Here is a 15,539-nt window from a genome sequence, read left to right as displayed (position 1 = left end):
ACCAACACGGACCCGGGACACAAGCGTGACGGGCAGCCGATCGCATGCGAGGATATTCGTGCAGAGCCGCAGTTCATCCCGTTCGCGCCACCCGGCCCTGATCCCGCTGCTGACAATCGCGCTCGTCGTGGTGGCTCTCACTTCGCTGGCCGTGGGGCCGGTATCGCTAGGCTGGGGCCGGATCTTCGCAGCGCTCACCGATCCCGCGCACGATCGCGTCGCCCGCGCGATCCTGTTCGAACTGCGCCTGCCGCGCAGCCTGATCGGCCTGATGGTCGGCGCCATGCTGGGCCTCGCCGGGGCCGTCCTGCAAGGCTACTTGCGCAATCCGCTGGCCGAACCCTCGGTGCTGGGCGCGTCGAACGCTTCCGCACTGGGAGCGGTGATCGCGCTCTATTTCGGTCTTTCCGAATGGCATCCGGCGATGCTGCCCATGCTCGCCATCGCCACCGGACTGGTCGCCATCGCCCTGCTCTTCGCCCTTGCCGGACGTTCGGAAAGCCCGCTGAGCCTGATCCTTGCCGGGATCGCCGTCTCGACGCTGGCAGGCGCCGGGATCAGCCTGGCGCTCAACCTCTCGCCCAATCCCTTCGCGGCGATGGAGATCATGTCCTGGCTGCTCGGCTCGATCGAGAACCGGTCGATGGAGCACGTGTGGATCGCCCTGCCCTGCGTGGCCGTCGGTGCCGCACTGCTGCTCGCCAATCCCCGCGCGCTTGACGCCCTCTCGCTGGGCGAAGACGGCGCCCGTTCGCTGGGCGTCGATCTGCGCCGTACCCGCCACCGCCTGATGCTGGGCGTGGCGATCGGCGTGGGCGGAGCCGTCGCCGTATCGGGCGCGATCGGCTTCGTGGGCCTGATCGTGCCTCACCTCGTCCGCCCGCTCACCGACCGCAGCCCTTCCGCCCTGCTCATCCCCTCGATGCTGGGCGGCGCGGTGCTGCTGACCGCCGCCGACATTCTCGTGCGGCTGATCCCCACCCAGGCGGAACTCAAACTGGGCGTGGTGACCGCCTTCCTCGGGGTTCCGGTCTTCCTCTTCCACCTGCTTCGGGAGCGCCGCCTGTGGTGACCATCGCTATCGAGGGCCTGCATGTCCGCCTCGGCCGCCGCGAAGTGCTGCGCGGCCTTTCCGCCACGCTCCGCCCCGGCGCACTGGTCGGGGTGATCGGCCCCAACGGCGCGGGCAAGTCCACGCTGGTCCGCGCCATGCTCGGTCTCGTCCCCCCGGCCAGCGGCGCGATCTCGGTGGACGGCGAGCCTCTTGCGCGGCTCCAGCCCCGCGACCTCGCCCGCCGCGTCGCCTACCTCCCGCAAGGTCAGACCCTGCACTGGCCGCTCACGGTGGAGCGCCTCGTCGCACTCGGCCGCCTGCCGCATCTCGGCCCGATGTCGCGGATTTCGGCCGACGACGAACGCGCCGTGCAGGATGCCATGGCCCGCGCCGACGTCACCGATCTCGCAGGCAGGGTAGCGACCGAACTCTCCGGCGGCGAGCGCGCCCGCGCCATGCTGGCCCGCGCCCTTGCGGTCGGCGCCCCGGCGCTGGTGGTGGACGAGCCGCTCGCCTCGCTCGATCCCGGCCATCAGATCGACGTCATGGATTTGCTCGCGCGCGAGGCGCAAGGCGGCAAGCTCGTCGTGGCCGTGCTGCACGACCTGACGATGGCAGCACGCTATTGCGACCGACTGCTGCTGGTGAACGGAGGCGAACTTGTCGCCGACGGAACGCCGCAGGAGGTTCTGACGGCAGAGCGTCTACGCGCGGTCTACGGCGTGACCAGCCATGTCGACATGGCCGGGCCGCTGCCCTTCGTCGTGCCGCTCGAACGGGCACACTACTGAAAACAGGGAGAAGGCTCGCAAGCCTTCCCCCTGCTCCGTATCAGGTCACCTGGAAACCGGCCCAGAAGGGGTCGGCCTGATCGATCCAGATCGTGTTGAAGCCGGTGGCGACGGCCGAGCCTTCGATCGAAGGGATAATCGCCGGCTTGTCGCCAAGCATGACTTCCTGCTCCACCACGCCGATGAAGCGGCTGCAGATATAGCTCTCGTGCACGAACCGCTCGCCTTGCTTGAGGCGTCCGGTTGCGTGGAGATGTGCGATGCGCGCCGAGGTTCCGGTGCCGCAGGGGCTGCGGTCGATCGCCTTGTCGCCGTAGAACACGGCGTTGCGGCCGTCCGCGCCCTCATGCTTGGGCTTGTCAGCCCAGAGGACGTGGCTGACGCCGCGGATCGTGGAATCGAGTGGGTGGACCGGCTCGTACTTCGCGCGCACGGCTTCGCGGATACGGCCCGAAAGCTCGATAATGCGCGAGGCGCCGAGATCGTCGAGGCCGGTATAGTTGCCCTGCGGTTCGACGATGGCATAGTAATTGCCGCCATAGGACACGTCGATGGAGAGCGGGCCGATGCCTTCCACGTCCACTTCGATGCCGCGCTCGGCAACATAGGCGGGGACATTGGTGATGCGCACCGAAGTGACCTTCGGACCTTCGGTCTCGTAGGCGATCTCGATCACGCCTGCTGGAACCTCGACGCGCAGCTTGCCCGGCGTCGCAGGCTGGATCAGCCCGTGTTCGAGGCCGAAGGTGACCATGCCGATGGTGCCGTGTCCGCACATCGGCAGGCAGCCGGAGGTCTCGATGAACAGGATACCGATGTCGTTGGCGGCATCGGTCGGCGGATAGAGGAAGCCGCCCGACATCATGTCGTGCCCGCGCGGTTCGAAGCACAGGCCGGTGCGTATCCAGTCGAAGCGCGACAGGAAATCCTGCCGCCGTTCGGACATGGAGGCGCCCTTCAACAGCGGAGCCCCGCCCGCCACAAGGCGAACGGGGTTACCGGCTGTGTGGCCGTCGATGCAGAAGAAAGTGTGCCGCATCGACGCTCCTTCAGGCTGCTGCTGCGATCGTGAGATCGGGGCGGGTGGCGGCGGCCTTCTCGACCATCGCGATCACCTGCGCACGGCGTTCGCCCTCAAGGACGTAGCGCGGAGGCAGGACGCGCTCCGAACCGCGGCCCATGACCTGTTCGGCCAGCTTGATCGACTGGACCAGATCGTGGTCGGCATCGAGGTGGAGAAGCGGCATGAACCAGCGATAGATTTCCATGGCCTTGGCGTGATCGCCGCGCTCGAAAGCCTTGACCAGCTCGACCGATTCCTTCGGGAAGGCGTTGGTGAGACCCGAAACCCAGCCCTGGGCACCGAGGTAGAGACCTTCGAGAGCCACGTCGTCGAGGCCTGCGAACAGCGTATAGCGATCGCCGAACTCGTTCCGGAAGTCGGTGAAGCGGCGGGTATCGGGAGCCGATTCCTTGACTGCGACGATGTTCTTCACATCGACCAGAGCGGCAAGGACTTCCTTGTCGATCACGGTGCGGTAGGCGGGCGGGTTGTTGTAGAGCATGATCGGCAGGCCGGTCTGGTCGGCCACGCCCTTGAAGTGGGCTACGAGTTCATGCGGCTTGGTCACATAGACCATCGGCGGCAGCAGCATGAGGCCATCGGCGCCGGCCTTTTCAGCAGCCTGAGCATACCGCACGGCACGGCGCGTGTCGAATTCGGAAGTGCCGGTCACGACCGGAACGCGGCCGTTCACCGCCTCGACGATGGCCGAGAGAACCTGAACCTTTTCTTCGAATTCGAGCGAGTTGTTCTCACCCACGGTGCCGAGCGCGATCACGCCGGTCACGCCGTCGTTGATCAGATCGTCGACGACGCGCTGGGTGTCGGCGAGATCGATCGACAGATCCTCACGGAGCTGCGTCGTGACTGCCGGGAACACACCCTTCCAACCAATTGCCATGTAAGTTCTTCCTACTCTCTCTGAATTGAAATATCGTATACGATATTACGAAGCATACGACAATTGCAAAATTCTCACCAACATCGAAATTTTGTGCATCGTTCTGCAACCGGCAGGAATCCAAGAAAAAGAGCCGCCCCGGTTTCCCGAAGCGGCTCCCTTTTCAGATTGCATGCGATACGCGCTGCATCAGAAGCGGAAGCGAACGCTTCCCTGCACCGTCCGCGCCAGCGTGCGAACGCCGAGTGGCAAGAGTTCCTCGCTACCGTGATAGCGATAAACATCGTTTCCGAGAATGTTCGACGCTTCCAGGGAGAGGGTCATGAAGCTAACCGGAGTATAGTTTATGGCCGCATCCAACTTGTAAGTATCCGCTTGATAAGGCGAATATTCCGGATTGTTCGTCCAAATATTTATGCGATATGACGAGCGATAATTGTACGCCACGCGCGCACTGAATTTCGGGGTATCATAGAAAAGAGTGGCGTTTGCAGTCCATTTCGAAGTGTTCGGAGAGTCAAATGCACCAGGAAAATCTTCCGGATAGGGGTATTCCACCCGTGCCTTGAAGATATGGCTAGCATTCAAGCTTGCACCAAAGTTGCTCAGGATGCCCGGCAAGAAGTCGAAGAACGACTGTACCGTGCCTTCCACACCGATAAACGTACCATCTCCTGCATTACGCTGCTGCTCTACGTACCCGAAAGTCGCGCCATAGTCAGCCACATTGATACCGTAGGCCTGCATCGCTGCTGCACTGACTTGCTCGCGGCTATAGTACAGGAAACCAGTCGCCTTCTTGTAATAGCCTGCCAATGAGACCTGACCGCCGCGACCGAAATAATATTCGGCACTAACGTCATACGCATGTTCACGCTGAGCTTTCAGTTCAGGATTGCCGGCATAGACCACCGGTTGTGCACCGCCCGTATCGACCGAATAGAAGGGACGCATATCAGCGAAAGTAGGCCGTTGCACGTTAGTCGTATAAGACATCCGCAACTGCATCTTAGGCGTAAAATGAACGAGAGCTGTAAAGCTTGGCAGCAGATCGGTGTAGTTCCCACGACCTGGCGCCGTTTCGATAATCGTACCGTTCGCCCCCGGCCGGTAGCTGTAACTTTCGGAGGTACCCCAAGTGTTCGTGTAGCGTACACCGGCAATGCCGTCGATTGGAATGCTTCCGACATCGAAGCCATAGTTGATCTGGGCGTAAGCGGCAAAATTCTTTTCGTTGGAGCGGAACGTCGATCCCCGGTCACTCGGCGGATTCACGGTCGAGAAGATATCCGCGTTGGCAGGATTGGTTCGCTGAATATATTCTCGAATTGCCGCGATGTTATCCATCACGACAGAGCCGGGAATACGATACCATTCGGCTGAGGAACCACCGATATCCGGGCCGATCATAGCAGCCGCATCATAACCGGGGAAAGTGCTGAGCGATGCGCGTGTGCCGTTCACAGTGGGATAACCATCACGGTAGCCATAGTATCTGCTGGCCCGGCGCTGGTTGTAGCGAGCACCAATCTGAAGATTGCGCAGAAGACCATCTGGCATAATGTCCAGAGTCAGGTCAGCCTGAGTAGAGAATTCCTTATTCTTAGAGCCGCCTTTATTATCCTGAAAGCGATCAACTACGTACTTCGAGAGATCAGAAAGATCCACTCCGTTGAAGGAAATCGACGGGGCGCCCTTGCTGTAGATATCAGATGCGAAATCGATATCAGCAGAAGTTAAAGTGCCTGGACGCAGCACCGATTCGACAAAGTAATAGCCTTCATTCGACCAATTATACTGCGCCCCGAAATTCAGGTGCATGATTCCAGAATTATAATGACCTTCGAAATTCGTTGTATACAAATTCGAGTGCAGGCGATTGTACAAGCTATCGATGCCTGCTGCGATTCCGTTTGGATTACTGTAAGTGGCGGACTTCACCGTCCGTCCATCGGGCATAAGAACGATGTTACTCAGTTCCCCGGCAAAGGGCAGATCCTGTACATACAATCGCTCGGCTGACCGATTCTCACGCGATCCAAGATAACCGCCTTCAAGTACGAAATCGAGCTTATCATTCGCGCGCCATTGCAACACCGCGTTAATCGACGGGCGCTTCACACTTCCCTGTTCAATTCCGTAATATGCGCGATACGGAATGACGACTTGCGATCCGTCGTCGAGATCCATTTCGAAAGGCGATTCACTTTCGATGTAATTTTCGCGGTAGTTGGTCTTAGTCCATGAGGCATTGACCAGAAAACCAATTTCCCCGATTCCGGTATCGAAGCGGTTGGCAACCAAAAGACTGCCATAGGGGCTGACCTTTTCAGAAATGTCATCATAAGAGCCGCGAACGCTACCCGCAACGGTCCAGCCCTTTTTCATGTCGAAAGGGCGCCGCAGTTCGACGTTTACAGTACCAGCGATCCCCCCTTCGACCTGATCAGCGGTACGAGTCTTGTAGACATCGACCTGCTTGAGCAGTTCTGCCGGTATATCGGCAAGGTTCAGCGACCGGCCGTCGCCTAGGTTGGTGTTGTTGCCATTAACCGTGGTCTGAACTTCAGCAAGGCCGCGGATGGTCAGACTCTGCCCCTGCCCTCGCGCACGGTCGATCTGCACGCCGGTAACGCGCGCCAGGGCATCGACGACATTGTTATCCGGAAGTTTGCCGACGTCCTCTGCAACAACGGAATCGACGATCTGCTTCGAGTTCTTTTTCTTGGTTGCGGCTGCCTCCACGCTACCACGAACACCGGTCACGACAATGTCGGCCTTCGGGCTGTCATTCTGGTCAGACAATTCGGACGAAACAGCGGCCTGATCCTGCGCCCATGCAGGAGCGGCAACACCGATGACCAAGACCGAACCCAGCGCGGTAGAAAGCTTCAGGACTTTTAATGATGTCATAGCAAAACCCCCTGTTTTGATCCCCGGCGCCCTTGCTACGGCACCATTGCTTATATCGTATACGTCCTACGATATAGGGTTTCTGTCAAGCCGATTGTGACGGTTTGGAAACATTTTTGTCTGAGTAATCCTGCTTCTTGAAATATCCGAAAAGCACATGCGTTTAGGGGCGCAGGTTGATGACCTGCGCCCCTGATCGTTGTGCGAAACTGTAGTTAGGTGAGGTTACCCGCAGGCTCTCGGAGCTGGTAGATCGCCGCGATCAACCGATTGCGCGCTGGTCGGCGCCAGCACTTCCCACTCTTGCGCGGCAAGCGCTGCGTGGGTCTTGCCGTCGGTCGATGCCTCCATCACCGCGCGCAAACAGCGCGTGGTGATTTTCGGGAAGGTCACTTGCTGGAAGGCATCGGTTCCGGTGCCGTAGCCGCTCGCGCCCGGCACCGGCTTCCATCCCTTCGCGGCCCAGTATTCCAGATGCCACTTCGCCGGGGGCGCGACGCCTACGCCCGAGCCGGCGGGTTGGTCGTTCCAGAAGCGTATGCGCGAACCGTCGATCGTCACCGGCTTGTCCCAGCGGTACTCGATCCACTGGCGCGGCGGGTTGTTCGGCGACCAGCTTCCCCACATGTCGGGCGGAAGCGGAGCGTCCTTTACTACCCCGTTGTTGAGCGCCTTGATCCAGAACTGGACCGGCACCGGGTCGTTCGAGGCCGTAGCCCAGGCCGAGCGCGCGATGTTGCGGCTGGGCGGGAGCGGCGGCTGCGGGCGGCGCGTCGGCACGACCGTGCGGATGCGCGCGGGACTGACGCTGTCGTCCCACTGCATCCGGTCGACCGCGACGCTGCGGCGGAAGTGGCCGCCGCCTTTCGCGTCCGCCGTGTGATAGACCATGTACCACTGGCCCTTGAACTCGACCGCGCCCGGATGCGAGGTGGTGGACGATACAGGTTTCAGCGCCACGCCCTGGTAGGTCCACGGCCCCATCGGCGAAGGCGCGGTGCCGTAGGCGATGCAGGCATGATAGACGGCAGGCGTGCAGTCCGAGGTCGGACTTGCCTTGTTACCCGCATAGAGCATGTAATACGTGCCCTTGCGCTTCATGATCCATGGCGCTTCGAAGAATCCGGTAAGGCCGGTGATGGTCTGTTCCGGCCCTTTGGGCGTGATCATGTCGCGCGCCAGTTCCATGCCGCGCATCTGGCCGAACGTGCCCCAGTACAGGTAGACCCGGCCATCGTCGTCGATCAGGATCGTCGGGTCGATGTTCTGGATGTCGTTGGCGACCGGCACTTTCTGCGAGACGATCGGCCCCGAGGGGTGCGCGTCGCGCCACGGGCCGACCGGGCTATCCGCCACGGCGACGCCGATGGCGAAACGGTCCTTGGCGTCGCTGTTCTTCTCCATCACCGGGGCGTAGAGATAGAAACGCTTGTCCGGCCCCTGGATGATCTGTCCGGCATAGGCCCTTGCCGGTTCCGCCCAGGTGAAGACGTTCTCGGGCTTGAGGAATGCGGGATAGTGCGTCCACTTCGCCCCGTTCGAACCGGGCGTGGGATCGTCGGTCCTCAGCAGTTGCCAGTCGGGCATGATGAAGTCGTTGACGTCGGGCGCGGCCATATCGTGCCCGGTCAGGATCCAGAACTGCCCGTCGGCGACGAACGGCGCGGGGTCGGCCGAGTAATAGTCGCCGTCCGCAAGGATCGGGTTGCCCGGCACGGTGATGTCCCGTCCGGCCGGAGCAGCGGACTGCTGCGCCGAGGCGGCCGACGCCAATGCGCCGGCCACCAGGATCACTGCAAGCTTATTCCTCATCGGGGTATGGCCCCTTGCCGCCATCCTTGATGAGCTGATCGACCCGCTGGTCGAGCACTGTCAGCGGCACGCCGCCCAGTTCGAGCACCGCATCGTGGAAGGCGCGGATGTTGAACTTGGGGCCTAGCGCGGCCTCCGCCTTCTTGCGCCCATCAACGAAGGCCAGCTGGCCCATGTAGTAGGACAGCGCCTGCCCCGGCCAGGAGATGTAGCGATCGACTTCGGTCTCGATCTCGTGGTCCGAGAGCGCGGTGTTGTCGCGGAAGTACTGCTGCGCCTGTTCGCGGCTCCAGCCCATCGCGTGGATGCCGGTATCGACGACGAGGCGCGAGGCGCGCCAGGCCTGGTAGCTCAGCATCCCGAAGCGGTCGTAGGGCGTTTCGTACATGCCCATGTCCTCGCCCAGCGCCTCGCAATAGAGCGCCCAGCCTTCGCCATAGGCCGAAAGGTAGGTGTCGCGGCGGAAGGCGGGCAAGTCCTTGTTCTCCATCGCCAGCGGCATCTGCATCGCGTGGCCGGGCGCGGATTCGTGCAGGGTCAGCGCGATCTGCGAATAGAACGGACGGCTCGGCAGGTCGTAAGTGTTGACCAGATAGATGCCCGGACCGCCGCGACCGCCGGTATAGAACGGCGCGATGTCGTCCGGCACCGGCTTGATGGCGAAGCGGCTGCGCGGCATGTGACCGAAGAACTGGTCCGCCTTGCCGTCGAACTGCTTGGCGATCCAGGCCGCGCGGTAGAGCAGCTCGTTCGGGGTCTTGGGATAGAACTGCGGATCGGTGCGCAGGAAGTGCAGGAAGGCCTTGAGGTCGCCCTTGAACTCGACCTGCTGCATCACCTCGTTCATCTGCGAACGGATGCGCGCCATTTCGCTAAGGCCGATCTGGTGGATCTGCTCGGGCGTCTTGTCGAGGGTGACGAACTCGGCGATCTTCGACTGATAGTAGGCCTTGCCGTCCGGCAGGTCGTACGCCGCCAGCGTCTTGCGCGCGCCGGTTTCGTACTCGCTGCGCATGAAGGCCAGCAGCTTGACGTGCGCGGGTACGACGCCCTCGGTGATGAGCTTGCGAGCCTCGGCACGCAGCTTCTCCTGATCGGCGGCGGGGATCGTCGAGGGCAGCTTGCGGAAGGGTTCGTAGAACGGCGAAGCCTCGACCGACTTGGCCTGCGTCACCAGTTCGATACCCTTGTCGCGCCCGGTAAGCGTGACCTGCGGGCCGGTGAAGCCGCGCTTGAGGCCTGCGCGCATGTTCTCGATCTGCTGATCGTAGTAGCGCGGGATTTCGCGCAGCATTTCGAGATAGTTGTCGGCCGCCGCCTTGTCCTTGAGCGGATTGCGCGCCCAGTCGGCAAGGTCGCCCCAGAAGCTGGTATCGGCGTTGAAGGGCTTTTCGTAGTCCTTGAACCGCTGCGAAGCCAGCAGCGCATCGACCTGCCCCTTGTAGACCGCGAAGTTGATGCGGTTGGCAGGCGAAAGCTGCTTCTGGTCGAGGGCCGCAAGCTGGCCTTCCACCTTGGTCCAGCAGGCGAGACGATCGGCCTGCGCCTTGGGGCCAAGGTCGGGGAGAACGATCTTGCTGTCCTTGGGGGTATCCTCGCAGGGACCGATCTGCTTCTGGCGCCATTCGTATTCGGCGGTATAGATCGCCTCGAAAGCCTGATCCGCGGTCTGCTTCTTGGAGACCTGCGCGGCGGACGCGGCGAAAGCCGTGACCGCAGGCGTGGCGACCAGAGCGGCGCCGGCCAGCATCATGGCGCGGCCAACCGAATTCTTCACGTCATTTCCCCTTTCGAGAACCTCGAGAATGTCCTGGTGGAGCTTGGCGGGAATGCGCAGCCCCTCCTTGTCGGAGCGCGCGCGCGCGATCAGGCGGCGCGATCCCGGCAGGCGAGCGCCCTGCCCTTCGATCATGTCGAACATGGCCTCTGCACGGCGCAGGTGCTCTTCCACGCCCGCGCCGAGGAAGCCCGCCGGATCGATGGCGATGATGAACTCGCCGCCGATGGGCGAACCGCCGCGATCCTGATCGGCGGCCATCGATTCCGCGCTGGTCATGTCGCCGATCAGCGGTCCGGCCAGGAGTTCGACCATCGCCGCGAGCGCCGAGCCCTTGTGGCCGCCGAACGTGCGCATGGCACCGTCGAGCACGGCCTTGGCATCGCTCGACGGGTTTCCGTCGGCGTCATAGCCCCAGTCGAGCGGGATTTCCTTCCCCGCGCGGCGATGCAGTTCGATCTCGCCGCGCGCGACGGCGCTGGTGGCGAAGTCGAACACGAAAGGCGCCCGATCGGGTCGCGGCCAGCCGAAGGCGATCGGGTTGGTGCCGAACACCGGCTTGGTGCCGCCAGCAGGCGCCACCCAGGAATGGCTCGGCGTGAAGGCAAAGGCGACAAGACCCTGCTCCGCCAGTGCCTCGACCTCGGGCCAGAGCGCGGCGAAGTGAACCACGTTGTTAAGCGCCATCGCGGCGATGCCGAACTTGCGAGCTTTCTCTACCAACAGCGGCATGCCGCGCTCGAAGGGAAGCTGGGCGAAGCCGCCCTTGCCGTCCACGCGCACCAGCGCCTGCGCCGGTTCGCTCACTTCGGGCACGGCGTCCGGCACCACCACCCCGCGCTCGACCGAATTGGCGGCGACGAGGAGGCGGTAAAGCCCGTGCGAGGTGCAACCGTCCCGCTCGCCCGACACCATGGTGTGGGCGACGGCGGCGGCATGGTCGGGCGCGAGGCCCCAGGCTTCGAGCACCGTGCGGGCGAGTTCGTCCGCTTCGGCGATCGTCAGGGCAACGTCTTCACTCACGTTTTCAGTCACTTCTTCTCGGTAAACAGGCGCACGCCGAAGACCGGCCCCGCCGAGCTGCGGTCATGCGGCACGAAGCGCACCTTTACGCTGTTCTTGCCCTTGGTGAGAGCCTCGGGCAGCGGATAGTCCACATCGAAGAACTTGCCGGCGGCATCGTTGTCGAGCTTCTGGGTGGCGATCTTCACGTTGTCGATCAGGATATCGAACACGCGCGAACGCTCGCTGCCCCAGTAGCTGGCCTGAAGCAGCAGCGGACCCGACTTCACCTTCATCTTGAACTCGAAGTAGCCGCCCGAGCGGGCATCGCGTCCGTTGCGGCCGCGATAGGAGACCGGGTAGGAGATTTCCGAGGTCAGTTCGTGGTCGCGTTCGGGCTGCATTTCGCCGAGGTGCATGACGTCGATCGAGCGGGCGGCGATGTCCTTCTGGCGGGCCTGCTCTGCCAGGAATGCGGCCTCCTCGCTCTTCCAGCCGCTCTCGGTGAAGCGCTTGAAGTAGACGGCGCTGCGGCGGTCGTACTGGCTATAGAACGGCACGAACATGCGGTCGCCGGGGCGCACGATGCCGGTGGTCTGGAAGCGCGGGCGGTCCGAGACGATCGGCTTGAACGCGGCCAGCGGGTTGTCGCCGACCATGGCCGGTTCGACGCCGGTGAACTCCATCTCGGCCGGACCGAGGTCTGCCGCCATGACCATCGGGCCGCGCACAACGGCCACCACGTCCTGCGAACCCTGTGCGGTTTCAAGGCGCAGTTCGAGCGGCAGGTTGAGCGCGATCACGTCGCCCTTCTTCCAGCGGCGGTCGATCACGGCATAGCCGCCGACCGGCGTGGCAGGCACCGCAGCGCCGTTGACCGTGATGGTCGCCTTGCCGTTCGACCAGCCCGGAATACGCAGCGCCACGGCGAACTTGCCCTGCTTCACCGCGTCCAGCGTGATCTTCACGTCCGACTTGAAGGGATATTCGGTGGCGATGGTGAAGGCCGCGCCCTTGGCCTTCCACTGCCCGGTCGAAGGGATGTAGAGATTGACGAAGAGCGTATCGTCGCCTTCCCAGAAGATGGAATCGCCGTGCTTCGAATGGCTCTCCATGCCCGAGCCGACGCAGCACCAGAAGGCTTCCTCGCCGGGCCCCGAATAGCCGCGCGGGGCGCCGCTCATCATCGGGGTCATGTACGTGAAGCCCCCGGTTTCCGGGTTCTGCGCCGACATGACGTGGTTGAGGTGGGCACGCTCGTAATAGTCGAACAGCGCGGCGTCCGGCTGCCACGAATAAAGCTGACGGGTCAGCTTGAGCATGTTGTAGGTGTTGCAATGCTCGCAGGTGGATTCCGTGAGGTGCAGCGCCACGGTGTCCGGCTCGAAGAAGTATTCGCGGTCGGCATTGCCGCCGATCACGTAGCTGTGGTGCTGGGTCACGCGCTCCCAGAAGAAGCGGGCTGCACGGCCCGGCTCGTCCTTGCCGGTCAGCTCGTGAATGCGCGCCAGGCCGATCAGCTTGGGCACCTGGGTATTGGCGTGGAAGTTGCTGAGCTTGTCTTCCTGCGCGACCAGCGGGTCGAGCACCTTCCTGTCGTAGATGCGCTCGGCCACCTTCAGCCAGCGGAGGTCGCCGGTCTGGGCGTAGAGATCGGCATAGCTCTCGTTGAGGCCGCCATATTCGCAGCCGAGGAGTTCCTGCATCTGCTTGTCATCGAGCGCGGCGAAGACCTTCTCGAAATAGCCGCCGAGGCCGATGACGACCTGAAGCGCCTTGGCATTGCCCCAGGCGGCATTGATGTCGAGCAGGCCCTGGAAGTACTTGTGCACGGTATAGAGCGGCGACCACGAGCCGTTGAGGTCAAACCCGCCCGACTTGATCTCGCCGCGCATGACTTCGGGGAAGATCTCCTGCCCGTCGACGACCTTGCCGTCCTTGGTCTTGCGGCCGAGGGCGCCGATGTAGCCGTCGGTGCGCTGCGCCTGGCACTCTGCCAGCTGATCGACGATGTAGTCGGCGCGGCGGCGGCATTCGGGATTGCCGGTCTGCTGCCAGGCCAGCACCAGCGCGGTCATGTAGTGGCCGAGCGTATGGCCGGCGATCGTGTCGGATTCCCAGCCGCCGTAGATCGGCGCCTTGGGTTCGAGACCCGCGTACTTGCGGAAGTTATGCAGGAAGCGATCAGGACTGAGCGACATCAGGTAGTCGACATTGACTTCCACCGCGGTCGCGTAGTCCGACGGCGCAAGGCGCACGTCGGTCAGCGGCAGCGGCTTCGCCTTGATCGGCAGCTTGGGCGCAATGACGGCGGCGAAGCCCTTGAGGGGGACAGAGCAAATGGCAAGCGCCGCCACGCCAGCCATCCATTCGCGCCGATTGGCCTGCATTCCAATAACTCCTATCGAATATCGTATACGGTATTGATAGAAGTCAGGTCCCCGAAGTCAATCCCTTCTTTGTAACATTGTCTCCATAAAGCTCAGCGACGCAGCGCGACTTGGGTATCAGCATGGGCGAGTTCGATCAGCGTCACCATCGCCTTTCGCGCCTTCGCCGGGTTGCGATCCGCGATCTGCGTATAGAGCGCGTGATGTTCGGGCATCGGATCGCGCGGCGGACTGTCCTGCATGGCATGCTTGATCGCGGTGGTCGAAGCGATCGCCGTGGAGATGGAATTGGACAGCGCCAGCAACATCTCGTTGCGGGTCGCCTCCATCAGGAGTTCGTGGAAGCGGATATCGGCGGCACGCCCCTTGGGGCTGGTAAGGGTATAGCGCTCCATCGTGTCGAGCGCGTTGGCCATGTCCAGCAATTGCCCGTCATCCCGGCGCAGGGCCGCCATCTCGGCCGCCTGGGGTTCGACGACCATGCGCAGTTCGAACAAGTCGCGCAGGAACTCGTCGCTGGCTCCGCACTGGATCTGCCAGCCGAGCACATCGGGATCGAGCAGATTCCACTTGCGCCGCTCGTTCACCCGCGTCCCGGCCTTGGGCCTGCTGGAGACCAGCCCCTTGGCCGTGAGCATCCGGAACGCCTCGCGCAGGACCGAGCGAGATACTCCGAGTATTTCCGCATGCTCGACCTCGGCGGGAAAGACATGCCCCTCCAGATATTCCCCGCTCACGATCTGCGTCGCCAACCGCTGCGCCACCGCGTGGTGCAGGCGCCCACTCATCAGGGGCAGCATTTCAGAACCTTCACCCGATCCGTTTACGGCCATTGTGCTCTCTTTCGTCATCGCGTCTGGTCTGTAACAAGAATAACGCTCTGGCTAGCCCAGAAAAGCGCAGATCATATATCGTATATTCTTCTTGACGATAACGCCGGTGCGCGTCATGACAAGATTGTTCTCCCAAACAACTGATGGACCGCAGCCGTGAGCGCTTCGCATATCTCCCTGTCGAAATCCATCAGCCTGCTCGCACTCACCTGGGCCGTCACGGCAACAGCACTGCCATCCGCCGTGTTCGCGCGCGAAATCGCTCCCCGCACCGTCACCGCGCAGCCCAGCATCGACCAGCGCTATGCCGCGGCCGACAGCTATCTCGGCAGTGCACTCGGCGATCTCATCGACAATGCCGACATCGCCCCACGCTTCGTGGAAGGCGGATTGTTCTATCGCACCGGCAATCGCCTCGACCAGCGCTACCAGTTCCTCGATCTCGGCACGCAGCAGACCCGGCAGGTCACGACGACCTCGGCACTGCTTGCCGGACTGACCGCCGCCAAGGGCGCGCCGGTCATGCTCGACGATGCGCATCTTGCAGAAGTGGAATACGATCCGGCGAAGAACGAAGTCCGCTTCCACGCTTTCGACGGCGCGCTCTGGACCATGGATGCGGCGGGCAAGGCCGTGCAGGTCGAGGAAGCCGACCACCAGGAACTCGACCTCCCCTCGCCCGATGGCAAGACGAAGATCGTCGCGCGCGACTTCAATCTCTTCGCCGTAGACGTGGCGTCGGGCCGCGAAACGGCACTCACTACCGACGGCACGCGCGAGCAGCCCTATGGACGCTCCATCCCGCAGCTTTCGGATATCCTGCGCGAAGGCACCGAGGAACCGGCCATGCCGGTATCGGCGCAGTGGTCGCCGGACGGGCGCTATCTGCTGACCTGGCGCCTCGACACGCGCGAGGTGAAGAAGCTCTCGATCACCCAGCAGAACCCGCCGGGCAGCCTCTATCCGCGCAGCTTCAGCTATATCTACCCGCTGGCAGGCGCCG

The 15,539-nt window shown here is 62.7% G+C and carries 10 protein-coding genes; 3 read left to right on the top strand and 7 right to left on the bottom strand.

Annotated features, from left to right (window positions below):
- Positions 1-97 precede the first annotated feature (97 nt).
- Both V7066_RS23700 and V7066_RS23695 read left to right on the top strand, forming a co-directional pair.
- Positions 98-1,072, top strand: a complete 975-nt coding sequence (locus tag V7066_RS23700) for a FecCD family ABC transporter permease (RefSeq protein ID WP_334185457.1) — start codon at positions 98-100, stop codon at positions 1,070-1,072.
- A complete protein-coding gene (locus V7066_RS23695) occupies positions 1,066-1,845 on the top strand; it encodes an ABC transporter ATP-binding protein (RefSeq protein WP_334185428.1) in 780 nt (259 codons plus the stop codon). Before V7066_RS23700 ends, V7066_RS23695 begins: the two co-directional genes overlap by 7 nt.
- Positions 1,846-1,885: 40 nt before the next feature.
- Here the strand turns inward: V7066_RS23695 and V7066_RS23690 are convergent, their stop codons facing one another.
- From V7066_RS23690 to V7066_RS23660, 7 genes are all read right to left on the bottom strand, one after another.
- A complete protein-coding gene (locus tag V7066_RS23690; protein WP_334185427.1) occupies positions 1,886-2,884 on the bottom strand; it encodes a 4-hydroxyproline epimerase in 999 nt (332 codons plus the stop codon).
- Between the two features lie 10 nt (positions 2,885-2,894).
- On the bottom strand, positions 2,895-3,809 hold the full coding sequence (locus tag V7066_RS23685; protein WP_334185426.1) for a dihydrodipicolinate synthase family protein: 915 nt from the start codon (positions 3,807-3,809) through the stop codon (positions 2,895-2,897).
- A 189-nt stretch (positions 3,810-3,998) separates the two neighbouring features.
- Positions 3,999-6,722, bottom strand: coding sequence for a TonB-dependent receptor (locus V7066_RS23680; RefSeq protein ID WP_334185425.1), 2,724 nt, complete (start codon positions 6,720-6,722; stop codon positions 3,999-4,001).
- A 225-nt stretch (positions 6,723-6,947) separates the two neighbouring features.
- Positions 6,948-8,534, bottom strand: coding sequence for a family 43 glycosylhydrolase (locus V7066_RS23675; RefSeq protein ID WP_334185424.1), 1,587 nt, complete (start codon positions 8,532-8,534; stop codon positions 6,948-6,950).
- Entirely contained in the window at positions 8,524-11,334 is a 2,811-nt protein-coding gene (locus V7066_RS23670) for a DUF885 family protein (RefSeq protein ID WP_334185423.1), read from the bottom strand. The genes V7066_RS23675 and V7066_RS23670 overlap by 11 nt, the downstream gene beginning before the upstream one ends.
- Positions 11,335-11,342: 8 nt before the next feature.
- Entirely contained in the window at positions 11,343-13,703 is a 2,361-nt protein-coding gene (locus tag V7066_RS23665) for a glycoside hydrolase family 127 protein (protein ID WP_334185422.1), read from the bottom strand.
- Positions 13,704-13,795: 92 nt separating this feature from the next.
- Positions 13,796-14,536: a FadR/GntR family transcriptional regulator gene (locus V7066_RS23660; protein WP_334185421.1), complete on the bottom strand. Its 741-nt coding sequence runs from the start codon at positions 14,534-14,536 to the stop codon at positions 13,796-13,798.
- 156 nt (positions 14,537-14,692) lie between these two features.
- On the opposite strand from V7066_RS23660, the gene V7066_RS23655 reads away from it, so the two are divergent.
- Positions 14,693-15,539 (top strand): DPP IV N-terminal domain-containing protein (locus tag V7066_RS23655; protein WP_334185420.1); only part of this gene is annotated, 847 nt, incomplete at its 3' end.

It is taken from the genome of Novosphingobium sp., from assembly GCF_036820275.1.
In the GTDB taxonomy this organism is placed as follows: Bacteria; Pseudomonadota; Alphaproteobacteria; order Sphingomonadales; family Sphingomonadaceae; genus Novosphingobium.
Note: the sequence above shows the minus strand (reverse complement) of the source record. Positions and strands in the feature narration are given on the sequence as shown.